Raw genomic sequence first — 21,610 nt, 5'->3', positions numbered from 1 at the left:
CCGGTGAAAGCCGGGGCCGGTTACGCTGATGCGCCAGACCGAGCACAATCCAGAAAAATCCGTCCGCACGCTCCGCGTGGGCGAACAGGTGCGGCATATCCTGTCGGAAGTGCTCCAGCGCGGCGACGTGCATGACGAGACACTGGCCACGCATCTCGTCTCGGTCACCGAGGTGCGCATGTCGCCGGATCTGCGCCATGCCACGGTGTTCGTGAAGCCGCTGTTCGGCAAGGACGAGGAAGCCGTTATCAAGGCGCTGCGCACCAATACCGCCTATCTCCAGCGCGAGGTCGCGCGGCGCATGAAGATGAAATATGCCGCGAAGCTGAAGTTCATCGCCGACGAGAGTTTCGACGAGGGCAGCCACATCGATACATTGCTTCGCGCTCCAGGCGTCGCACGCGATCTGGACTGAACCGAACCAGCCGAAGGGCGGCAGCGATGGCAAAGCTTTATTTTTACTACGCCAGCATGAACGCCGGGAAATCGACCACGCTCCTGCAGGCCGATTTCAACTATCGCGAACGCGGCATGGCGACGATGCTGTTCACCGCCGCGGTGGATGATCGCTTTGCGGCGGGAACGATTTCGTCACGCATTGGGCTGGCCGCGCCGGCGACGATGTTCGATCGCGCCACCGATATCGCCGCCGCCACGCTCACGCGTCATGCCGATGCGCCGCTCGCCTGCGTGCTGGTGGACGAGGCGCAATTCCTCACCGGCGCGCAGGTGGATCAACTGGCGCATCTTTCCGACGTGCACGGCATCCCCGTTCTCGCTTATGGATTGCGCACCGATTTCCGTGGGGCGCTGTTCGAAGGGTCGGCGCGCCTGCTGGCGCTGGCGGATGCGCTGATCGAGATCAAGTCGGTCTGCACCTGCGGGCGAAAGGCGACGATGAACCTGCGCGTCGATGGCGAGGGGCGTGCGGTGGCCGAAGGACGCCAGACAGAGATCGGCGGCAACGATCGCTATATCGCCCTGTGCCGTCGCCATTTCAGCGCCGCGCTGGCGGAAGCGGCGAACGCGCACTAGATCGCGCGCATGAACCCGAACAACATCTTTTACGCGGCGGCGATCTGGATCATCCCGCTGGTGATCGCGATCGTGTTTCACGAGGTGGCGCACGGGCTGATGGCGCGCGCGCTGGGTGATCCCACCGCGCATGAACAGCGGCGGCTGAGCTTCAATCCGCTGCGCCATGTCGATCCGATCGGCACGGTCGTGCTGCCGCTGATCCTCGCGATCGCCAAGGCGCCGGTGTTCGGCTGGGCAAAGCCGGTGCCGGTGGATGCGACGCGGCTGCGCAATCCGCGCTGGGGAATGGTGGCGGTCGCGCTGGCCGGGCCGGGGATGAACCTGCTGCTCGCCGCCGTCACCGCGATCGTGATCGGTATCGCCTCGGGCAGCGCGCTCGGCAACGCCGCGCCGCAGAGCGTGGCCGGGTTCGTCTGGGCGAATCTGATAAACTTCCTGCTCATCAACATCTTCCTGGCGGTGTTCAACCTGTTGCCGATACCGCCGTTCGATGGCGGGCACGTGGTGGAGGGGGTGCTGCCCCGCCCCCTCGCCTATCAATGGGCGCGGCTGGCGCGGTTCGGCTTTCCGTTGCTGATCCTGTTGCTTGTCGTGCTGCCGATGATTTTCCCCGGCGCCAGCATCATGCAGTACATCGTCGGCCCGCCCGCCGACGCGCTGATCCGCGCCTATCTGCGCTTCGCGAACCTGTTCGCGTGAACGGCTGGCTGATCCTGGACAAGCCGCTCGGGCTGGGATCGACACAGGCGGTGAGCGCGGTGAAGCGCGCGTTGCGTGCCGGCGGTTATGGCAAGACGAAAGTCGGCCACGGCGGCACGCTCGACCCGCTGGCGAGCGGCGTGCTGCCGATCGCGCTGGGCGAGGCGACGAAGCTCGCCGGGCGGATGCTCGATAGCGACAAGCGCTACGACTTCACGATCCGCTTCGGCGAGGAAACCGATACGCTCGACAGCGAGGGCCCGGTGATCGCGACCAGCGCGGTGCGTCCCGCCCGTGCCGCGGTCGAGGCCGCGCTTGCGCGCTTCACCGGCCCGATCGTGCAGGTGCCACCGGCCTATTCCGCGCTCAAGGTGGACGGCCGGCGCGCCTATGATCTCGCCCGTGCCGGCGAGGAGGTCACGCTCAAGAGCCGCGACGTGACGATCCACTCGCTCACGCCCCACCCCGCGGCCGATGGAGCGCTCGAGGAGATTACCCTCACCGCGCACGTATCCAAGGGAACCTACATCCGCTCGCTCGCCCGCGATATCGCGCGCGCCCTTGGAACATTGGGCCACGTCACCTATCTCAGACGGACGAAGGCGGGGCCATTCGGCTTGTCCCATGCGATATCGCTGGACAAATTGACCGAACTCGGTAATGGCCGCGCGCTTGAACACTCTCTCCTGCCATTGAGGGCGGCGCTGGACGACATCCCGGCTCTCTCCCTCTCTCCCGACCAGGCAGGGGCGCTCCGCCAGGGGCGCGTTCTGGCCGGGATCGCTGCCGACGATGGCCTCTGCCTCGCGCTTCTGGCCGATGTGCCGGTGGCGCTGGTGGATGTGGCGGACCGCGAGGTTCGCGTCGTTCGCGGCTTCAACCTGTGATGTGATGTCGAGGAACCGAATTTTATGACGATTACTGCAGAGCGCCGCCAGGAAGTCATCAAGGAGCATGCGCGCCAGGACGGCGACACCGGCTCCCCCGAGGTGCAGGTCGCGATCCTTACGGAGCGTATCCGCAACCTGACTGAGCACTTCAAGGGCCACGCGAAGGACAATCATTCCCGCCGCGGGCTGCTGATGATGGTAAACCAGCGTCGTTCGCTGCTGGATTATCTCCGCAAGAAGGACGGGGATCGTTACCTCGCCCTCATCGCGAAGCTTGGTCTTCGCAAGTAACACGAAGGGCGCCCCAGCGGCGCCCTTCTCGTATCTGCCCTTCTGCAATTCGGCGGAGGGGCATGGGCGACATCTCGCCCAACACCGCGCAGGCCGGACAGCCTGCAAAAGAGGCCCCGGTCGCATAGGGCGGCCGGTCCAAAGGAAATAAAATGTTCAATACCCAGAAGGTAAGCATCGAGTGGGGCGGAAAGACCCTGACGCTCGAGACGGGCCGTGTCGCCCGCCAGGCCGACGGCGCGGTGCTCGCGACGCTCGGCGAAACGGTCGTGCTGTGCGCCGTCACCGCCGCCCGCAAGGTGAAGGAAGGGCAGGATTTCTTCCCGCTCACCGTCCACTATCAGGAAAAGTTCTCGTCCGCCGGGCGTATCCCGGGCGGCTTCTTCAAGCGCGAGCGGGGCGCGACGGAGCGTGAGACGCTCGTCAGCCGCCTGATCGATCGCCCGGTGCGCCCGCTGTTCCCGGAGGGCTTCTACAACGAGATCAACTGCATCGCGCAGGTGCTCTCCTATGACGGCGAGAACGAGCCGGATCTGCTGGCGATGATCGCCGCCTCCGCTGCGCTCACCATCTCCGGCGTCCCGTTCATGGGCCCGATCGGCGCGGCGCGCGTCGGCTACAAGGATGGCGAATATCAGCTCAACCCGAGCGATACGCAGGTCGCTGAAGGCGATCTGGATCTGATGGTCGCCGCGACGCACGACGCGGTGATGATGGTCGAATCCGAAGCCAGGGAGCTTTCGGAGGAAGTGATGCTCGGCGCGGTGCTGTTCGCGCACAAGGCGTGCAAGCAGGTGATCGAGGCGATCATCGATCTCGCCGAAAAGGCCGCCAAGGATCCGTGGGAGCTTCCCGCCGGCGACGATCAGAAGGCCGTGAAGGCCGAGCTGAAGAAGCTGATCGGCAAGGATATCACCGCCGCCTACAAGCTCACCGACAAGCAGGCACGCCAGACGGCGCTGGGCGATGCGCGCGCCAAGGCGAAGGTCGCGATGGCCGACAAGTCCGCGCAGGAGCAGCTCGTCGCCGCCAAGCTGGTGAAGAAGCTGGAGGCGGATATCGTCCGCACCGCGATCCTGAAGGACGGCCGCCGCATCGATGGTCGCTCGACCACGCAGATCCGCCCGATCGCGTCGGAAGTGCACTTCCTGCCGCGCGCGCATGGCTCCGCGCTGTTCACGCGCGGCGAGACGCAGACGATCGCCACCACCACGCTCGGCACGCGCGATGCGGAGCAGATGATCGACGGGCTGAACGGCCTCTCCTACCAGCATTTCATGCTGCACTATAACTTCCCGCCCTATTCGGTCGGCGAAGTGGGCCGCTTCGGCGCGCCGGGCCGCCGCGAAGTCGGCCACGGCAAGCTGGCGTGGCGCGCGCTGCATCCGGTGCTGCCGACGAAGGAAGAGTTCCCGTACACGATCCGCGTCACCAGCGACATCACGGAGAGCAACGGCTCCTCCTCGATGGCGACGGTGTGCGGCGGTTCGCTGGCCCTGATGGACGCCGGCGTGCCGATCAAGCGCCCGGTTTCGGGCATCGCGATGGGCCTCATCCTGGAGGGCAAGGATTTCGCGATCTTGAGTGACATCCTCGGCGACGAGGATCATCTCGGCGATATGGATTTCAAGGTGGCGGGCACGTCCGAGGGCATCACCACGATGCAGATGGACATCAAGATCGCCGGCATCACCAGGGAGATCTTCGAGGCCGCGCTGTCGCAGGCCAAGGAAGGCCGCGCGCACATCCTGGGCGAGATGAACAAGGCGCTGGGCGAAACCCGCACCGAGCTTTCCGCTCATGCCCCGCGCATCGAGACGATGCAGATCGACAAGTCGAAGATCCGCGACGTGATCGGCACCGGCGGCAAGGTGATCCGCGAGATCGTCGCCACCACCGGCGCCAAGGTCGATATCGACGACGAGGGCGTCATCAAGATCAGCTCGTCGGATGGCGCGCAGATCGAGGCGGCGATGAACTGGATCAAGGGCATCGTCGAAGAGGCGGAAGTCGGCAAGGTCTACAACGGCAAGGTCGTCAATCTCGTCGATTTCGGCGCGTTCGTGAATTTCATGGGCGGCAAGGACGGCCTCGTCCACGTCTCCGAAATCCGCAACGAGCGCGTCGAGAAGGTCTCGGACGTCCTGAGCGAGGGCCAGGAGGTCAAGGTCAAGGTGCTGGAGATCGATCCGCGCGGCAAGGTTCGCCTGTCGATGCGTGTCGTCGATCAGGAAACCGGCGCCGAGCTGGAAGACACCCGCCCGGCGCGTGAGCCGCGCGCCGGTGGCGATCGCGGTGATCGTGGCCCGCGTCGTGATGGCGGCGGCGATCGCGGCCCGCGTCGCGATGGCGGCGGCGACCGTGGTGGCGATCGCGGCCCGCGCCGTGATCGTGGCCCGCGCCGCGAGCGCGGCGAAGGTGGCAAGGAAGACGGCCCCGCGCCCGATTTCGCTCCCGCTTTCCTGACCGGCGACCGCGACTGATCGTTCGCGCCGCTCAAGGCGACATGAAGAGGCCCCGGCAGCGATGCCGGGGCCTTTTTCATGGCGCGCGCGTGTTCCGCAGGGGTCGACTCGCTGGCCATGCAATGCCAGCCTCATTCCAAACAAAAACCGGAGGATGAGGATGGCTTACGAGCAGATCCGTTACGAAACGGATGGCCCGATCGCGACATTGACGCTCGCGCGGCCGGAGAAGCTGAACGCCTACACCGCGCGGATGGGTGCGGAGATCACCGATGCACTGCGGCGATCCGACGAGGATCACGCGATCCGCGCCACGATCATCACCGGCGAGGGGCGCGGCTTTTGCGCCGGGGCGGATATATCAGGCGGTGCCGACAGCTTCGGCGCGAGCGGCCCGAACTTCGGCACCGGCGGACAACCGCGTGAGGGCTCCGGCTTCGTCGATGCGCTCTTCAACGCCACCAAGCCGACCATCGCGGCCATCAACGGCCCGGCGGTCGGCGTAGGCGTCACGCTGACGTTGCCGTGCGACATCCGCATCGCGGCGCGCGCTGCGAGGTTCGGCTTCGTCTTCGCGCGGCGTGGGCTGGTGCCCGAGGCGGGGAGCGCGTGGTTTCTGCCGAAGATCGTGGGCTTGCCGCAGGCGCTGCGCTGGTGCCTTTCCGGCAACCTGTTCGATGCCGAAGAGGCGCGCGCAGGCGGCCTCGTGAGCGAGGTGGTGGATGGCGAGGCGCTGCTCGACCGCGCGCGCGCCATCGCGCGGGAGATCGCGGGCCAGACCGCGCCGGTGTCGGTCGCCCTCACCCGCCAGATGCTGTGGCGCTTCTCGGGCGATCCGCTGCCCGATGGCGCGCTGTCGGTGGACGGTGCATTCGCGATGGCGCTGGGCGCGGGGCCGGATGTGCGCGAGGGCGTAGCCGCCTTTCTGGAAAAGCGCGCTCCCGCCTTTCCGGGGCAGGTGCCGGAGGACATGCCCTCCGGCTACCCGTGGTGGCGGGCGGGCTGAGCCGCCTGCCCTCAGTCGCGGAAACTCGGGTCGATCCGGTCGAGCTTGCGCAACAGCGCGGGCCACGCCAGCCGCTCGGCCAGCTTGCCCATGCCCTTCGGCGCGGACTGGTGCGCCACCTTGTGCTCCACGCCCTGCGGCGGGTTGTTGAGATGCTCGCGCCCTGCCGACAGCATCAGCACCTGCGCCTCGCAGGCGCGCTCCAGGAAATAGAGGCGAAGGAAGCACGCGCCCACGCTGTCGCCCACGGCCAGCGTGCCATGATTGCGCAGGATCATCGCATTCTTGTCACCGATGTCGGCAACCAGCCGCTCGCGTTCCTCGAGGTCGGTCGCGATGCCCTCATAGTCGTGGTAGGCAACATCGTGCCCGGCGATCATCGCGGTCTGCGTGTGTGGCAACAGCCCGAATTCCATCGCCGACACCGCCTGGCCATGCGGCGTATGCAGATGCATCACGGCATGGGCATCCTCGCGCGCCATGTGGATTGCGGAATGGATCGTGAAGCCCGCCGGGTTCACCGGATGCGTCGTCGGGCCGACCGGATTGCCCTCCACGTCGATCTTGACGAGGCTGGAGGCGGTGATCTCCTCGAACATCATGTCATATGGATTGATGAGGAAATGATGCTCCGGGCCTGGCACGCGCGCCGATAGATGCGTGAAGATCAGATCGTCCCACCCATAGAGAGCGACGAGGCGATAGGCCGCCGCCAGATCGACGCGCGCCTCCCATTCACCCGGCGCATATTGCGGTTTGCTATCGACGGTCGCCAGCGTGGCCATGACTCTCTCTCCTGTTTCGATTTGCAACTCTTGTATCGCTATCGGCGATCGATCGCCACTATCGTTCTCGCGCCCTCTTGTGTGGCATAAATGCCACATTACATCGCACCCATCTCAAGGGGACCGATATGAACCTCGAAAAATTTACTGACCGCGCAAAAGGCTTCCTCCAGTCCGCGCAGACCGTTGCGATCCGCATGAATCATCAGCAGATTACGGCGGAGCATCTGCTCAAGGCGTTGCTGGAGGACGAGCAGGGCATGGCGGCGGGGCTGATCCAGTCCGCCGGCGGCGACGCGCGGCGCGCAACGAGCGAAACCGATCTCGCATTGTCGAAGATTCCCGCCGTATCCGGTTCGGGCGCGCAGACCTCGCCTGGGCTGAACAACGATGCCGTGCGCGTGCTCGATTCCGCCGAACAGATCGCGCAGAAATCCGGCGACAGCTATGTCACGGTCGAACGTCTGCTGGTCGCGCTCGCGCTCGCGCTCAACACGCCGGCCGGAAAGGCGCTGAAGACCGCGGGGGTCACGCCAGAGGGGCTGAATGCCGCGATCAACCAGCTTCGCGGCGGCCGCACCGCGGACACCGCCTCCGCCGAGGATCGCTATGACGCGCTGAAGAAGTTCGCCCGCGATCTGACGCAGGCGGCGCGTGACGGTAAGCTCGATCCGGTGATCGGCCGCGACGAGGAAATCCGTCGCACGATCCAGATCCTTGCCCGCCGCACCAAGAACAACCCCGCCCTGATCGGCGAACCCGGCGTCGGCAAGACCGCGATCGCCGAGGGCCTCGCGCTGCGCATCGCCAATGGCGACGTGCCCGATACGCTCAAGAACCGTACGCTGATGGCGCTGGACATGGGCGCGCTGATCGCCGGCGCGAAATATCGCGGCGAGTTCGAGGAGCGGCTGAAGGGCGTGCTCGACGAGGTGAAGGCCGCCGAGGGCGATATCGTCCTGTTCATCGACGAGATGCACCAGTTGATCGGGGCGGGCAAATCCGAAGGCGCGATGGATGCGGGCAATCTGCTGAAGCCGGCGCTCGCGCGTGGCGAGCTGCATTGTGTCGGCGCGACGACGCTCGACGAATATCGCAAATATGTCGAGAAGGATCCGGCGTTGCAGCGGCGTTTCCAGCCGGTATTCGTCGGCGAGCCGACCGTGGAGGATACGATCTCGATCCTGCGCGGGCTGAAGGACCGTTACGAACTGCACCACGGCGTGCGCATCACCGATGGCGCGATCGTCGCGGCGGCGACGCTCTCCAATCGGTACATCACCGATCGTTTCCTGCCCGACAAGGCGATCGACCTGATGGACGAGGCCGCAAGCCGCATCCGCATGGAGGTGGAATCCAAGCCGGAGGAGATCGAGACGCTCGATCGCCGCATCATCCAGCTCAAGATCGAACGCGAGGCACTCAAGAAAGAGACGGACGCGGCGTCCATGGACCGTCTGTCCAATCTGGAAACCGAACTCGCCAATCTTGAGCAGCAGTCCGCGGAGCTCACCACGCGCTGGCAGGCCGAAAAGGACAAGATCGGCGCGGAGGCGAAGCTGAAGGAACAGCTCGATGCCGCGCGCATCGCGCTGGAGCAGGCCCAGCGCGACGGCGATCTCGCGCGCGCGGGCGAGCTTTCGTACGGCACGATCCCGCAGCTCCAGAAGCAGCTCGACGAAGCGCAAGGGGCCAGCAAGGGCGCGATGCTGCGCGAGGAAGTGACCGCCGACGATATCGCCGGCGTGGTCAGCCGCTGGACTGGCGTGCCGGTCGAGCGGATGCTGCAGGGCGAACGCGAGAAGCTGCTGCGGATGGAGGAGGTGATCGGCAAGCGCGTGATCGGCCAGGCCGAGGCGGTGCGCGCCGTCTCCACCGCGGTGCGCCGCGCGCGCGCCGGGTTGCAGGATCCCAACCGGCCGCTCGGCTCGTTCCTGTTCCTCGGCCCTACGGGTGTCGGCAAGACCGAGCTGACCAAGGCGCTTGCCGAATTCCTCTTCGACGATTCCGGCGCCATGGTGCGCATCGACATGAGCGAGTTCATGGAGAAGCACGCCGTCTCGCGGCTGATCGGTGCGCCGCCGGGCTATGTCGGTTACGAAGAGGGCGGCGTGCTGACCGAGGCGGTGCGGCGGCGACCCTATCAGGTCGTGCTGTTCGACGAGGTGGAGAAAGCGCACGCGGATGTCTTCAATGTGCTGCTGCAGGTGCTGGATGACGGGCGGCTCACGGATGGCCAGGGCCGGACGGTCGATTTCTCGAACACGCTCATCATCCTGACCAGCAATCTCGGCAGCCAGTATCTCGCCAATCTGGGCGAGGATCAGGATGTCGAAACCGTCGAGCCGCAGGTCATGGAGGTCGTCCGCGCGCATTTCCGCCCGGAATTCCTCAACCGGCTGGATGAGATCATCCTGTTCCATCGGCTTGGTCAGGCGCACATGGGGCCGATCGTGGATATTCAGGTATCGCGCGTGCAGAAGCTGCTGGCCGATCGCAAGGTCACGCTGGATCTGACGGACGCGGCGCGCGTGTGGCTCGGCCGCGTGGGGTATGATCCCGTCTATGGCGCCCGCCCGTTGAAGCGCGCGGTGCAGCGCTATCTGCAGGATCCGCTCGCCGAACTGATCCTGCGCGGCGATGTGAAGGACGGCGCGACGGTGCGCGTCGATGAGGGCGATGGGAAACTGGCGTTGGCGGTGGACGGGTAAGGCCGCGCCGCCGACGGCCCGCGCGCCCGTCGCTGTCCACTCAAAAAAACAGGCGGTGGCATCCCAAGGATGCCACCGCCCTTTTTCAGTTCAGCCCTGAGGCTACGATCAGAACTTCAGCTTGCCGCTCACGAAGAAGCTGCGGCCGAGAACGTCGTAGACGGTCGGGAAGGTGTTCGACTGCTCACCGTTGCCGCCGTTCTGCGTCGAAGCTGCCAGCGGCGGCTGCTTGTTGAACAGATTGCTGACGCCGATGTTCAGACGGAAGTTTTCGGTCGCATCAAACGTGGTGGTCAGATCGAAGTAGTTCTGAGCCTTGAAACGCTCCGAAGCATAGACCGTGGTGGGATCGTCATCCGTAACCGCGCCGAGGTAACGCCACTGCAGCGAGGCCGAAATCTGGCCAAGACCCAGCGTGGTGCGCAACGTGTGGCGCCACTTCGGCGTCGGAACGCCGCACTGTGCACCGAAGTGACCGGCGCAACGAATGACCTTCGGATCGCCCACGACCGGGGTGAAATCGTTCACCAGCAGACGCGTGCCGGAGAAGCTGAACCCAAGCCGTGCGTCGTCGGCACCGAGCAGCGCACCCAGCGGCTGGCTGTAGCCGGCCGTTACGTCGATGCCCGAAGTCTTCAGACCGCCCGTGTTCTGGTTGGTCGAGGTGAACGTCTCGATCTGGCCGGCCGAGTTACGGCTGATCAGGTTGCAATAAGCCTGGTTGAAGCTCTTGAAGCACAGATCGCCGATCGACTGGGTCGGAACCGCGCCGATGTAGCCCTTGATCTTGATGTTGTAGTAATCGACCGTCAGCGAGAAGCGCGGCAGGAACGTCGGACGGAACACACCGCCCAGCGTGTAGGTGTTGGCCACCTCTTCCTTCAGATTGGCGTTGCCGCCGGTGAAGGTGAGAGGATTGACGCTTACGTCCTGGATGCCCGCGTTGCCGATCAGCGTAGCCGGTGCGCCAGCCGCTGCAAACTGCGCGCGGCAGATCGCATTCAGCTGAGTATTGGTGACCGCTGCCGCCGTGCCGCACTGGTCAGCGTTGCCGTTGAAGCTGACCGTGTTGCCGAGGAACAATTCATAGACGCTCGGCCCACGGATCGCGCGCTGATACTGACCACGGAACGTGATGTCCGGGATCGGCGCCAGCTCTGCACCACCAGCCCAGGTGAACACGTTGCCCGGAGCGTTCGAATAATGGGTCGCACGCGCCGCGCCGTTCAGCTCAAGCCGATGGATGAAGGTGTTGGCCAGCAGCGGAACACGAATTTCACCGAAGAACTCGCGGACCGAGTAGGAACCGGAAGTCGGCTGCCCCGGATTGAAACCGGCGACGTTGCCCGAAGCGAGATACTGATCCGGCGTCACCGCACCAGCTTCACTGCGCCACTCTGCACCGAACGCCACGCCAACGCCGCCTGCGCCAAGATCGAACAGGTTGGGATTGGTCACGGAGAAGTTGGCGACCTGCGTGGTGTAGGTCTCGAGGTTGGTCGCGCCGATGCCGATGTAGCTGGCCGCCGCTGCGCTCAGGTTGTTGAGGCCGAAGATGTTGGCCGGAACGCAGCCCGCCGCCCGCGCAGCCGCGCTGGCGCAGACCACCGTGCCGCCCGTGATCGGGAAGGCGGAAATCGTGCCGTCCGGTCCCTGGAACGCGGTATTGGTCGCGAGCAGGAAGCGGTCGATGGCGACGTTGCCGGTCTGACGCTGCGAGTTCTTGGTGCGGGCATACATGTAGTAGCCATCGTAGCTGAAGCCAGCGCCGATCTCACCCTTCATACCCGCCACGACGCGGAACGCGTTACGCTCGTCTTCGTTGACGCGCGGGCCGAGCGCGGTCGTGCGATAGTTCCACGTCGGAACGGTCACATAGCCGTCGCCATTGGTATCCAGCGTCCGCAGCGCATTCTGCACCGACGCTGCCAGGAACGGCGAGTTGACCTGGACGGTCAGCGGGCCGGTCACACCGTTGCCAAATGGCGTACCCTGGCTGATCGGCGTCGCAGCGAGCTGCGCGTTCACGCGGTTATTGGAGAACTGCGCCTCGAAATACGGCGTGAAGTGCTCGTTGATCTCGTACTGGCCCATGGCCGACACGAGGAAGCGCTCTTGCGGAACCTGCAGATAGTTGACCGGGCTGTAGTTGTAGCCGTCAGCCGCGGTGTAGCACTTGCTGGAACCGTCCTGATTGAACACCTGGTAGGCGGTGGCGGAGGCGGCGCAGCCGTTGTTCAGCGCAGCATTCAGGCCAGGAACGAGAATTCGGCCCTGAGGAACCGAACCCGAACCACCGGCCGCATAGAGCGGCGTGCCGTCCTGGTTGTCGTTCAGCGCGTTGGTCGAGAACGAGCGCTGGCCGGCGAAAGTCGGCTTGCGCTTCGTATAGTCGACGAGCAGCGTGACGTTGCCGCGATTGTCGTCGAAGTTCGCGCCGACGAGACCGTACACGTCCCAGACCTGGCCATCGCCCTTCTCGGTGACGTTGTAGCTGCTGCCAGCTTCGACGCCCGAGAAGTCGCGCTTCAGCGTGAAGTTCACGACGCCCGCGATCGCGTCCGAACCGTAAACGGCCGAGCTGCCGCCGGTCAGAACTTCGACGCGGCTGATCAGCGGCGCCGGGATCGTGTTGAGGTCGACGATCTGGTTGACGTCGTACGACATGTAACGACGGCCATCGACCAGCACGAGCGTGCGCTGTGCGCCGACGCGGCGAAGGTTGACGGTGGCGACACCGCCGCCGGGGTTGTTCGACGTGGACGACGTGGTCGCAGTAACCTGCGGCAGGTCGTTCAGCACGTTTTCAATGTTGGTCGAAGCGGCCTTCAGCGCGATGTCCTGCGAGCTGACGACCGACACCGGGCTGGTGCCGTCCAGATCGGGACGCGCGATGCGCGAACCGGTGACAACGATGTCTCCCGTCGGTGCGCCGGTATCTTCTTGGGCGGCCGGGATCGCGGTTGCGGGCGGCGCGGCTTGCGCGAACACGGGTGCCGAGCCAAGCGCCAGGCCAATGGCCAGCGAGGCGGCACCGCAGCGCAGCGCGGTTTCGAACGATCGGTTAATCACAACATTTTCCCCTTTGTGGCGAGGTCCACAGCTGAATTCCGACTGTTTCATTGTTGAAACATCCCGAAATTCAGCGCCGCTACTGATACGGCAAATGCCGCACATATTGGCGTGATGCCGATGTGCGTTTGATATGGCGCGGCTGTAAAGTCGTAACCGACGGCGCGCGCCATAACATTTCCGCGGTGTCGCAATACTGCAACACATTGGTTGCCTGCCGCGATCCGCTTGAACCGGGCGGAAGCGCCATGTAGTCAGCGATGGCACAATCGGGGCGAATGATATGAAGGCTGTCGCAATCGCGGTGATGATCGGTGCGGCCACGGCCGCGGGATCGGCGCAGGCCGCCGCGCACCAGCAGGCAAAGGTGCTGCGCGATCTTGCCGATTGCCGGGCGATCGCGGACAATGCCGCGCGCCTCGCCTGTTATGACGGCAAGGTCGCGGCGGTCGTCCAGGCCGAGAGTTCCGGCGACATCGTCGTGGCGGACAAGGCCCAGATCAAGGAGGCGAAGCGCGCCTTGTTCGGCTTTGGTGGCGTAAGGCTGCCGTTCATCGGCGGCGGTGACGACGACAACGCCGCGCCGCCCGAGATCACGGCGAAGCTGACCGGCGCGCGCCAGTCCGGGCTCCGGTGGGAATTCACGCTCGATAACGGCATGCGCTGGCGGCAGGTTGACGACGAGGAAGTATATCCCGGCTCGGGCCAGCAGGTGATCGTGAAGCGCGGCGCGATGGGCAGCTATATAATGAAGATCAAATCAAGGGCCGTGCGCGTCATACGGATCCAATAGCGGCTATCGTCTCAGGTCAGGTGCTCACCCAGTCGGCTGAGCACCTGGTTCGTCGTCCGCAGCAACGCGCGTTCATCTTCGTCGAGAAACGGATTCCAGACGTCGATGATCATGATGACACGCGTGTCGTCGCTGTCGTTCCACGCCTCATGCTCGATCGTGTCGTCGAACGCCCAGGCCTCGCCTTCCCGCCACTCGCGCGTCTCGGAACCGACCCGGAAGCGACAACCGGGCGGCACGATCAGCGGAAGGTGGACGACCGCTCGGATATTGGTCACGCCATGATGGGGCGGAATTCGCGTGTGCGGCTTGAGTGTCGAGAACATCACGGTCGGCCCGCGGCCCGCGATATCGAGCAGCGGCAGTTCATCGAGCAGCTTCGCCGTCTTCGGGCAGCGATCGAGCATCGCGGGCACCGCCGCGCCGCCATTCCACAGGAAGATGGCGCCCCAGTTCAGCGAGCGGTTGAGTTCGCGCCACTGGTTTTCGGGGGTGCCGGGCGCGATGTTGACATAGGGCACGTTGGGATCGGACCCTTCAAGCAGCCCGCGTAATTCTTCGCGGATCGTGTCGGCGCCGGCTTCCAGCTTTTCAAACCAGGGGAATTGCGCGCGATCGAAATATTGCACCGGCGGAAGATAGGGGAAATGCAGCCCGGCCGGCTTGGGATGATATATCTGCCGCCGCCCGCCGAGGACTTCCAGCGCATGATCGAAACGGCTGGAGGTGATCGGTCGGCCGGCAAGCTCCCGGCGGATCGCCGCCTCGATCGCGCCGTCCTCGGCATCGACCAGCGCCTTGCCGTGCTGCAGGGCAGCCGCGATGCGTTGCGGAAGCGTCTCGAAAGCGGGCGCTGCGTCGATCAGGGCGCGATAGGCCAGAACGGCGTCGCTCTTGCGCCCGTGCCGTTCAAACCATTGCGCTTTCTCCAGCAGCGCCACGACGAAATAGGGATCGACCGCGAGCGCCTGATCGAGCGCGGACAGCTCGGTGGCGGAATCGCCCATCGCGCGTGCGGCAAACGCAAGGTTGAGCCAGATCGGCGGGGCCTGGCGATCCTGCGCCACAGCACGCTCGAACATCCGCCGTGCTCCGGCAGCGTCTCCCGACGACAGCAGGCGATTGCCAAGCATGTTGAGGGCGCGCGGATGCTCGGGCGCGATCTTGAGCACGTTGTTCAGGCACGCCACGAATTCGGCGTCGCGCCCGGCCCGGCCAGCCTGCTCCGCCTGTTCGAACAACTGCCCGACCCGGGCGGCATTGGCGCTATCAGTCATGATCTCGATCTCAGCCACCCGGTTATCGAAACGCGCTTCTCCCCGGCGGCCGGGCTCACAAGCGATACACTATGCTCGGCCGGCACGGCGAAGACGTCCAGCACGTTGAACTCTGGTGCGAGCCCACGCAACTCCTCACCACCCGAAGCGTGAAACAGCAACAGCCCTCCCCATTCGACCCGCCATAGCGGCGTCAGGCCGCAGACATAAGCGGCATGGCGATGCTTGCCTTCCACCAGATCGTCATGGCCGGTGAGAAAGTCACCCCCCGAAAAGCGCGTTGCCTGGGCGTCGGCGAAATCGATCGCCGGTGTTCCGGTTATCGTACGCAGCATCTCTCGCGGTTCGCCGTCTGACAGCCACGCCGCGAACCGATTGAGGGCATCGTCGCGCGCCGCCCGCTCGCCCGGCTCGTCAGGAACACGGATTGATTCATAGCGAAATTGAAAGCCGCTTGTCGCACCGGCGTAGATGGCGGCGTCAAGATCGGCCTTTCGCTCGAGGCTCATCTGCGCGCGGGTTTCCGCATCCAGCTCATAGACCTTGTCGCCCGCATTGAGCACCTGACGCCAATCGATCCGCTCGCCCAGATGCCGGGCAAGCGGCGCCGGATCGGCGAGGAAGTTTCGGATTCGCACCCGGCCCCGCTCGCGATAACGTCGCGCCAGCGCCGCGACATCGTGCGCCCCCAGCGCGAATTCATTCGGATTGCTCACGCATCCCCCAGCGGCGCGACCAGCGAAATCACAATGATCCGGCGCGGCGTGGCGGCCGCCGTCAATGATGTGTGACGGACCTGCATCCACCCCGGAAACATCAGAACGCTGCCGCTGCCCGGGCGAAGCACGACCTCCGGCTCATAGAATATCGGCGGTGGCCCCGGCGCTATTTTGAGCCGCAATCGCGCCGCCTCCATCATCGGGGCGGGCAAGCGCGGATCGATGAAGCGCAGCTCGCCGCCAGGCCCTTGGTCCGCGCCGCCGCCATAGCCATCGTCGACGATGTAGAGATATCGCCAATAGGCTTCGTAATCCGGCACCAGTTCGAGATGCTCTGCCGCCGCTATCTCATATCCTTGCGCGGCAACGCGCCAATCGACCTGCGCCGCCTGCCCGTTCGCCGCGGCGGTCGCCCGGCTGGCAAGGGTGCGGGCGTGATCGATCACCGGAGCCAGCGCTGCCGGCCACGCATCCCCCCAGTCGATCCGCACCGGCATGCCGACGACACGGGCGACCTTCCCACGCGCCGTCAGCGTCTCCTCGATTGCCCTCGTCGCGTCGCCGTTGTCCGCAACCCGATCGATCACCAGCGGCGTCGAGAACAGCGGCTCCGCATGAATGTGCAGGGACGTGCCCGTCATATGGCGCGCGCGATCATGTTGATGGCGATCGAAATGCGCGTGCCGGTGCCGTGATACGGCCGCACCGAATGGCCAAGGAACGAGGGGAAGCCGATCAGCAGCCCGCTGAACGGCCGGACCCAGGTTTCCTGTTCTTCGACCGAGCCGTTTCCCGCGCGGTGGCGCAAATGCGGCGTGCGCATCCTGAGAAACGGCATTCGCGGATCAACGAAAACCAGTTCGCCTCCCAGGGCAGGGTCTGCGGACCCGGCATATCCGTCGTCCACATAGTAGACGAACGACAGGAAAGAGCCGGGATGCCAATGGTTTTGATTGGAATCGCCCGAGCGGTTGATATTCGCCCACATCTCGGGCCGCCATATCGGCGCCGCCGAGGCATCGTCGGCCAGCGCCGTCATCTGGGTGCAGGCACGCGTCACGATCTGCGCCAGTGCCTCGGCCGGTTCGCCGCCCCACCGCAGCATGTCGATCTCCGATTGCCAGCCGCCGACATTGGAGCGGCTGACGCCACGCTGCTCGGCGCCGCGGCGCAGCACAACATCCCGCAGCGCGGCGCTCAATGCCGGGCCATCGGGAAGTGCAACGGTATAAACAGGCGTCGGAAACATCGACGCTATGCGCGCGCTCAGAATCGTCCTCCAGTCTGTGGCTGCCTCGCCGTGCAAGCCTTGATGATCGACGATTCGACCAAAGTGCAGGTCAGGTCAATCGCCGAAAACGGCGCTATCGCCCCATGTCCCCCGCCACGCGCATCGGGTCGATCCGCTTGCCCTGCCACATCATCGCCCAGTGGAGATGCGGGCCAGACGCCCTTCCCGTGGCGCCGACCAGGCCGATTTCCTGCCCCTGCCGCACATGATCGCCGGCCTTCACCTCGATCTTCGACAGGTGCAGAAACGCGCTGTTCAGCCCCATGCCGTGATCGACCATCAGCAAATTGCCCTCAAGTGTGAAGGGCGATGGCGCCGCCAGGATCACCACGCCGTCCGCCGGCGCAACCACCGGCGCGCCCGTGGGCTTCGCGACATCGACGCCGCCGTGATACGCGCCCGGCTCGCCCCGATAGACGCGCTGGGCGCCGAACAGGCCCGAGATGCGGCCGCTGGCGGGCCAGATGAAATGTTGCCGCCAGCCCTGCGCGTCGCTGCGGATTTCGCGCGCCGCCCTGATCTGCGCCAGCTCGTCCGGGCGGCGGCGGGCGAACTCGGCGTCGGGCACCGGCGTCTTTGCGACGCTGTCGAGCCGCTCGATCCGCCATTCGCCCGGCGCGACATCGAACACCTCCCTCGCCTGCCGCCCATCGGCGAGCGTCGCGATCAGCGTCGCGCGCGGCGCGGCATCGCGGTCGAACGCGATCAGGAAGCGGCGGTCGGCGGCGATCCCTACGGGCGCGCCGTCCAGTGTCAGCGATGTCGTGCCGATCGGCGCCGTGCCCAGCATGACGCCGCCCTGCCGGGGGATGCCGGAAAGCGCGAACGTCGCCGGCGGCGGTACATAGGCGAGCGGTGGCGGCGCGGTGACGGCGGGGGCACCCGGCTGTGCCGGCGCTGGCGGCGTGGCGGGCGGCGGGACGCAGCCGCCGATCCCGGCCAGCGACGCCGCCATCGCGGAAACCCACGCCGCACGCTTCATCGCGGTGACAGCGCCTCGCTCGCCAGCGTCGCGGAGGCGAAGGCGCGCTGTTCGGCGACATCCCAGTAGCGCAGATCCTCCAGCGGTATCCGCGCGCCGGAGGCGGCGCATATGACATGATCGCCCGGCGTCAGCACGCGAAAGCCGTTGGCGAGATAGTGCAGCCGTGCGGGCCGGTCGGTATTGGACATCAGCATCGGATCACGAAACTCACAGCAAGGAAGGTTGTTCGGGCGGAGGCGCAGCATAGGGACGCGCCCGCGCGCCCTCAACCTTGGCGTCGATCCTGTCGTCGCGGAAGTGGAGCGTCACCGCCCCCGCCGCGCGCGCCGCCGCCGCCGTGGCGATCGTCGCGCCGCCACGCGCGGTGACGCGGGCATAGCCGCGCTGGAGCGGCGCATCGGGATCGACCGCCGCCAGAAGCCGTCCGAAATCCGCGAGCCGCTGGCGCGCTGATTCCAGCCGGCGATCAAGCGCCGCCGGCCGCAGCACGCCGGCGATGCGATCGAGTTGCCCGCGCCCCTGCGCGACGCGGCGCTCCAGTGCGCGATCCGCGCGCGCGCCGGCATCGTCGAGCCGCTGGCGCTGCGGGCCGAGCAGCCGGTCGCGCGTCGGCATCAGCCGCGCCTGCGCCGCCAGCCGCTCGCGCCCGCGCTCGATGTAGCGTCGCGCGCAGCGTTCGGCCCGCTGGGCATGGGCCGCCACCGTAAGCCGGATATCCGCCAGCACCGGCACCGCCAGTTCGGCCGCCGCCGTCGGCGTGGGCGCGCGCAGATCGGCCGCGTAATCGCACAAGGTGGTATCGGTCTCATGCCCGACCGCCGAGATCGTCGGGATGGCCGAGCCCGCGACGGCGCGCACCACGGCTTCTTCGTTGAACGCCCACAGATCCTCGATCGAGCCGCCGCCGCGCGCGACGATGATGAGTTCGGGCCGCAGCGCTTCGGGCAGCGCGTTGAAACCGCGCACCGCCGCCGCGACCTCGCCGGCGGCGCCCTCGCCCTGCACCTTCACCGGCCAGACGAGCACGTGGCTGGGGCAGCGATCCTCCAGCCGGTGGAGGATATCGCGGATCACCGCGCCGGTCGGCGAGGTGACGACGCCGATGCGCCGCGGCATGAACGGCAGCGCGCGTTTTCGATCGCTGTCGAAAAGGCCTTCCGCGGCCAGCGCGGCACGCCGCTTTTCCAGCAGCGCCATCAGCGCCCCGGCGCCTGCCAGCTCCATCCGCTCGATGACGATCTGGTATTTGGAGCGTCCGGGGTAGGTCGTCAGCCGCCCGACCGCGATCACCTCCACCCCGTCCTCCGGGCGAAAGGCGAGGTTCGCGACCTGCCCCTTCCAGATAACGCCGTCGATCACCGCCGCGTCGTCCTTGAGCGCGAGATAGGCGTGGCCCGAGGCGACGCGCTTGTAGCCCGAAATCTCGCCGCGCAGCCGGACGTGGCCGAATTCGCCCTCCACCACGCGCTTCAGCCGCTGCGAGAGTTCGCCGACCGACAACGCGGGCGCGTTGCTGCCGGGGTCGACGTCGGCTACCAGCCGGCCGGGCGGATCAAGGAAGGGATCGGACATTTGAATATTCTGCTGGTCGGCTCGGGTGGGCGTGAACATGCGCTGGCATGGAAGCTGGCGCAATCTCCGACGCTCGATACCCTGTTCGCCGCGCCCGGCAACCCCGGCATCGCGCAACATGCGACGATCGTCGGGCTGGACGTGTCGGATCACCGCGCGGTGATCGATTTCTGCCGCCGCGAGCTGATCGGGCTGGTGGTGATCGGGCCGGAAGCGCCGCTGGTGGACGGGCTGGCGGACAATATCCGCGCGGTCGGCGTGCCGGTGTTCGGCCCCGGCCGCGCGGCCGCCCAGCTTGAGGGGTCGAAGGGCTTCACCAAGGATCTGTGCGCCCGCGTCGGCATCCCGACCGCGCGCTATTTCCGTGTCACGAGCAAGGCCGGCGCGCTCGCCGCGCTCGACGATTTCGGCGAACGATGCGTTATCAAGGCGGACGGGCTGGCCGCGGGCAAGGGCGTGACGGTCGCCGAGACCCGCGCCGAGGCGGAAGCCGCGATCGCGGCGCTCTTCGCCGACGGCCCGGCCGAAGCCGTGATCGAGGAGATGCTGGAGGGGCCGGAGGCGAGCCTGTTCGTCCTTTCCGACGGCACCGTCACCGCCTCGTTCGGCTCGGCGCAGGATCACAAGCGCGTCGGCGATGGCGACACCGGCCCGAACACCGGCGGCATGGGCGCATACAGCCCCGCCGCGGTGCTGACCGCGGCGCTGGAGGAGCAGGCGCTCGGCGAGATCGTCCGCCCGACGATCGACGCGCTGGCGGAAGCCGGCACACCTTATGTCGGGGTGCTGTATGCCGGCCTGATGCTGACGGCGGATGGGCCGAAGCTGATCGAATATAACGTCCGCTTCGGCGATCCCGAATGCCAGGTGCTGATGGCGCGGTTCGAAGGCGATCTGGTCGCGCTGCTGCTCGCGGTCGCCGAAGGGCGGCTCGCCGATCAGCCCGAGCCCGCGTTTTCGCGCGATGTCGCGCTCACGGTGGTGATGGCGGCGCAGGGCTATCCCGGCACGCCCAGGTCCGGCGGCGCGATCGCGGGGATCGCGGCGGCGGAAGCGACCGGCGCGACGGTGTTTCAGGCTGGCACGGCGGAAGCAGGCGGCCGGATCGTCGCCAGCGGCGGACGGGTGCTGGCCGTCACCGCGACCGGCCCCGATGTGAAGGCGGCGCAGGCCGCTGCCTATCGTGGCGTCGACGCGATCGATTTCCCGGACGGCTTCTGCCGCCGCGATATCGGCTGGCGCGCGGTGTGATCGCTGGACAGGCGCGACGACGGGTTTAAGGCAGCGGGAAGGCAGAGGAGCAGGATATGGGCCCCCGAATGACGGACACAGGCACGCTGACAACGGTCGCGCTCGCGCTGATCGCCGCTTTCGCGGTGCTGACGGTCATCGGCATCCTGTGGGGTGCGCGCCTGAAACGCCAGCGCGCCGCCGCCGAACGGATCGAGGCCCAGAATGCGGAACGCGAGCGTCAGCTCGCGCGAACCCGGCCCGTGGCGGTCGATCCGCCGGCAAAGCCCGCTGACGAGGCTCCGATCGCGCCTCCCCCGCCCCCGCCCCCGCCCCCGCCTGTGCCGGTGGCGCCACCGCCCCCGCCGCTCGCGCCGGAGCCGCCCGTGATCGCGGACCGGGCGACGGACGAGCCTGCCGCGCTTGATGCCATGCCGCTCGCCGACGTGCCGATCGCCGCCGCAGCGCCGCTCGATGCCGCCCCCGCGACCGAGGCCGCATCGACACCCGAACCGCCGGCCGCGCCCGATGGCCCCGCCGCCGCCGATGGGCCGATCACCCAGCTCAAGGGGCTGGGGCCGAAGCTCGCGGAGCGGCTCGCCGCACTCGGCATCACGACGGTAGGCCAGCTCGCCGCGCTCGACACCGCCGAGGCGGAGGCCCTCGATGCCCGGCTCGGGCCGTTCACCGGGCGCATGAACCGCGACCGCTGGATCGAGCAGGCGCGCTTCCTCGCCGCCGGCGACCGCGCCGGTTTCGAGGCGGTGTTCGGCAGGCTATAGCGTC

At 66.6% G+C, this 21,610-nt stretch carries 20 protein-coding genes; 11 read left to right on the top strand and 9 right to left on the bottom strand.

The window, feature by feature from the left end; translation table 11 throughout:
- The first annotated feature begins 28 nt into the window (after window positions 1-28).
- The 7 genes from rbfA to ACM61V_RS07300 all read left to right on the top strand — a co-directional run bounded on the left by rbfA (window position 29) and on the right by ACM61V_RS07300 (window position 6,389).
- Window positions 29-415 (top strand): 30S ribosome-binding factor RbfA, encoded by a 387-nt coding sequence (gene rbfA, locus ACM61V_RS07330; RefSeq protein ID WP_419713911.1) that lies wholly within the window; start codon window positions 29-31, stop codon window positions 413-415.
- A 26-nt stretch (window positions 416-441) separates the two neighbouring features.
- Complete coding sequence (locus ACM61V_RS07325) at window positions 442-1,035, top strand: thymidine kinase (RefSeq protein ID WP_137788401.1); 594 nt, start codon at window positions 442-444, stop codon at window positions 1,033-1,035.
- A 9-nt stretch (window positions 1,036-1,044) separates the two neighbouring features.
- Window positions 1,045-1,737, top strand: coding sequence for a site-2 protease family protein (locus tag ACM61V_RS07320; protein WP_137788402.1), 693 nt, complete (start codon window positions 1,045-1,047; stop codon window positions 1,735-1,737).
- A complete protein-coding gene (gene truB, locus ACM61V_RS07315) occupies window positions 1,734-2,624 on the top strand; it encodes a tRNA pseudouridine(55) synthase TruB (RefSeq protein ID WP_137788403.1) in 891 nt (296 codons plus the stop codon). Before ACM61V_RS07320 ends, truB begins: the two co-directional genes overlap by 4 nt.
- 24 nt (window positions 2,625-2,648) lie before the next feature.
- A complete protein-coding gene (rpsO, locus tag ACM61V_RS07310; RefSeq protein ID WP_137788404.1) occupies window positions 2,649-2,918 on the top strand; it encodes a 30S ribosomal protein S15 in 270 nt (89 codons plus the stop codon).
- 152 nt (window positions 2,919-3,070) lie between these two features.
- Window positions 3,071-5,401 (top strand): polyribonucleotide nucleotidyltransferase, encoded by a 2,331-nt coding sequence (gene pnp / locus ACM61V_RS07305; RefSeq protein ID WP_137788405.1) that lies wholly within the window; start codon window positions 3,071-3,073, stop codon window positions 5,399-5,401.
- 142 nt (window positions 5,402-5,543) lie between these two features.
- On the top strand, window positions 5,544-6,389 hold the full coding sequence (locus ACM61V_RS07300) for an enoyl-CoA hydratase-related protein (RefSeq protein ID WP_137788406.1): 846 nt from the start codon (window positions 5,544-5,546) through the stop codon (window positions 6,387-6,389).
- An 11-nt stretch (window positions 6,390-6,400) separates the two neighbouring features.
- Here the strand turns inward: ACM61V_RS07300 and ACM61V_RS07295 are convergent, their stop codons facing one another.
- Window positions 6,401-7,174, bottom strand: a complete 774-nt coding sequence (locus ACM61V_RS07295) for a class II aldolase/adducin family protein (protein ID WP_137788407.1) — start codon at window positions 7,172-7,174, stop codon at window positions 6,401-6,403.
- 128 nt (window positions 7,175-7,302) lie between these two features.
- On the opposite strand from ACM61V_RS07295, the gene clpB reads away from it, so the two are divergent.
- Window positions 7,303-9,885: an ATP-dependent chaperone ClpB gene (clpB, locus tag ACM61V_RS07290; protein WP_137788408.1), complete on the top strand. Its 2,583-nt coding sequence runs from the start codon at window positions 7,303-7,305 to the stop codon at window positions 9,883-9,885.
- Between the two features lie 108 nt (window positions 9,886-9,993).
- On the opposite strand, the gene ACM61V_RS07285 is transcribed toward clpB, so the two are convergent.
- Window positions 9,994-13,281 carry a TonB-dependent receptor domain-containing protein gene (locus ACM61V_RS07285; protein WP_419713910.1) on the bottom strand — a complete coding sequence of 1,096 codons (3,288 nt, stop codon included), beginning with the start codon at window positions 13,279-13,281 and terminating at the stop codon, window positions 9,994-9,996.
- Between ACM61V_RS07285 and ACM61V_RS07280 the strand changes: the two genes are divergently transcribed.
- Window positions 13,241-13,750, top strand: a complete 510-nt coding sequence (locus tag ACM61V_RS07280) for a hypothetical protein (protein ID WP_137788409.1) — start codon at window positions 13,241-13,243, stop codon at window positions 13,748-13,750. The genes ACM61V_RS07285 and ACM61V_RS07280 overlap by 41 nt on opposite strands.
- A gap of 11 nt (window positions 13,751-13,761) precedes the next feature.
- Here the strand turns inward: ACM61V_RS07280 and ACM61V_RS07275 are convergent, their stop codons facing one another.
- From ACM61V_RS07275 to xseA, 7 genes are all read right to left on the bottom strand, one after another.
- Entirely contained in the window at window positions 13,762-15,027 is a 1,266-nt protein-coding gene (locus ACM61V_RS07275) for an aspartyl/asparaginyl beta-hydroxylase domain-containing protein (protein WP_137788410.1), read from the bottom strand.
- Window positions 15,024-15,743 (bottom strand): 2OG-Fe(II) oxygenase family protein, encoded by a 720-nt coding sequence (locus ACM61V_RS07270; protein WP_249341745.1) that lies wholly within the window; start codon window positions 15,741-15,743, stop codon window positions 15,024-15,026. Before ACM61V_RS07270 ends, ACM61V_RS07275 begins: the two co-directional genes overlap by 4 nt.
- On the bottom strand, window positions 15,740-16,387 hold the full coding sequence (locus ACM61V_RS07265) for a hypothetical protein (protein ID WP_137788411.1): 648 nt from the start codon (window positions 16,385-16,387) through the stop codon (window positions 15,740-15,742). Before ACM61V_RS07265 ends, ACM61V_RS07270 begins: the two co-directional genes overlap by 4 nt.
- Window positions 16,384-16,995, bottom strand: a complete 612-nt coding sequence (locus ACM61V_RS07260; protein WP_137788412.1) for a TIGR02466 family protein — start codon at window positions 16,993-16,995, stop codon at window positions 16,384-16,386. The genes ACM61V_RS07265 and ACM61V_RS07260 overlap by 4 nt, the downstream gene beginning before the upstream one ends.
- Window positions 16,996-17,110: 115 nt before the next feature.
- The gene (locus ACM61V_RS07255; protein WP_249341746.1) at window positions 17,111-18,019 is read right to left on the bottom strand and encodes a M23 family metallopeptidase; all 909 of its coding nucleotides are present in this window, start codon (window positions 18,017-18,019) and stop codon (window positions 17,111-17,113) included.
- Window positions 18,016-18,216 carry a DUF2093 domain-containing protein gene (locus ACM61V_RS07250; protein ID WP_137788418.1) on the bottom strand — a complete coding sequence of 67 codons (201 nt, stop codon included), beginning with the start codon at window positions 18,214-18,216 and terminating at the stop codon, window positions 18,016-18,018. The genes ACM61V_RS07255 and ACM61V_RS07250 overlap by 4 nt, the downstream gene beginning before the upstream one ends.
- A gap of 13 nt (window positions 18,217-18,229) precedes the next feature.
- Complete coding sequence (gene xseA / locus ACM61V_RS07245; RefSeq protein ID WP_137788413.1) at window positions 18,230-19,594, bottom strand: exodeoxyribonuclease VII large subunit; 1,365 nt, start codon at window positions 19,592-19,594, stop codon at window positions 18,230-18,232.
- Here xseA and purD point away from each other — a divergent pair, their 5' ends adjacent.
- Both purD and ACM61V_RS07235 read left to right on the top strand, forming a co-directional pair.
- Window positions 19,595-20,845, top strand: a complete 1,251-nt coding sequence (gene purD / locus ACM61V_RS07240) for a phosphoribosylamine--glycine ligase (RefSeq protein ID WP_419713909.1) — start codon at window positions 19,595-19,597, stop codon at window positions 20,843-20,845.
- A 68-nt stretch (window positions 20,846-20,913) separates the two neighbouring features.
- A complete protein-coding gene (locus tag ACM61V_RS07235; RefSeq protein WP_419713908.1) occupies window positions 20,914-21,606 on the top strand; it encodes a hypothetical protein in 693 nt (230 codons plus the stop codon).
- Window positions 21,607-21,610 lie beyond the last annotated feature (4 nt).

The organism is Sphingomonas sp. TX0543, from assembly GCF_048565505.1.
Lineage (GTDB): Bacteria > Pseudomonadota > Alphaproteobacteria > Sphingomonadales > Sphingomonadaceae > Sphingomonas.
Note: the sequence above shows the minus strand (reverse complement) of the source record. Positions and strands in the feature narration are given on the sequence as shown.

What these genes read in the sequence shown, in the direction of transcription:
- ACM61V_RS07320 (WP_137788402.1), top strand. Translation starts at nt 1,045, where the DNA reads ATGAACCCGAACAACATCTTTTACGCGGCGGCGATCTGGATCATCCCG.
- ACM61V_RS07325 (WP_137788401.1), top strand. Translation starts at nt 442, where the DNA reads ATGGCAAAGCTTTATTTTTACTACGCCAGCATGAACGCCGGGAAATCG.
- ACM61V_RS07275 (WP_137788410.1), bottom strand. Translation starts at nt 15,027, where the DNA reads ATGACTGATAGCGCCAATGCCGCCCGGGTCGGGCAGTTGTTCGAACAG.
- ACM61V_RS07250 (WP_137788418.1), bottom strand. Translation starts at nt 18,216, where the DNA reads ATGCTGATGTCCAATACCGACCGGCCCGCACGGCTGCACTATCTCGCC.
- ACM61V_RS07235 (WP_419713908.1), top strand. Translation starts at nt 20,914, where the DNA reads ATGACGGACACAGGCACGCTGACAACGGTCGCGCTCGCGCTGATCGCC.
- ACM61V_RS07300 (WP_137788406.1), top strand. Translation starts at nt 5,544, where the DNA reads ATGGCTTACGAGCAGATCCGTTACGAAACGGATGGCCCGATCGCGACA.
- ACM61V_RS07255 (WP_249341746.1), bottom strand. Translation starts at nt 18,019, where the DNA reads ATGAAGCGTGCGGCGTGGGTTTCCGCGATGGCGGCGTCGCTGGCCGGG.
- ACM61V_RS07265 (WP_137788411.1), bottom strand. Translation starts at nt 16,387, where the DNA reads ATGACGGGCACGTCCCTGCACATTCATGCGGAGCCGCTGTTCTCGACG.
- ACM61V_RS07260 (WP_137788412.1), bottom strand. Translation starts at nt 16,995, where the DNA reads ATGTTTCCGACGCCTGTTTATACCGTTGCACTTCCCGATGGCCCGGCA.
- clpB (WP_137788408.1), top strand. Translation starts at nt 7,303, where the DNA reads ATGAACCTCGAAAAATTTACTGACCGCGCAAAAGGCTTCCTCCAGTCC.
- rpsO (WP_137788404.1), top strand. Translation starts at nt 2,649, where the DNA reads ATGACGATTACTGCAGAGCGCCGCCAGGAAGTCATCAAGGAGCATGCG.
- ACM61V_RS07295 (WP_137788407.1), bottom strand. Translation starts at nt 7,174, where the DNA reads ATGGCCACGCTGGCGACCGTCGATAGCAAACCGCAATATGCGCCGGGT.
- pnp (WP_137788405.1), top strand. Translation starts at nt 3,071, where the DNA reads ATGTTCAATACCCAGAAGGTAAGCATCGAGTGGGGCGGAAAGACCCTG.
- rbfA (WP_419713911.1), top strand. Translation starts at nt 29, where the DNA reads ATGCGCCAGACCGAGCACAATCCAGAAAAATCCGTCCGCACGCTCCGC.
- xseA (WP_137788413.1), bottom strand. Translation starts at nt 19,594, where the DNA reads ATGTCCGATCCCTTCCTTGATCCGCCCGGCCGGCTGGTAGCCGACGTC.
- ACM61V_RS07280 (WP_137788409.1), top strand. Translation starts at nt 13,241, where the DNA reads ATGAAGGCTGTCGCAATCGCGGTGATGATCGGTGCGGCCACGGCCGCG.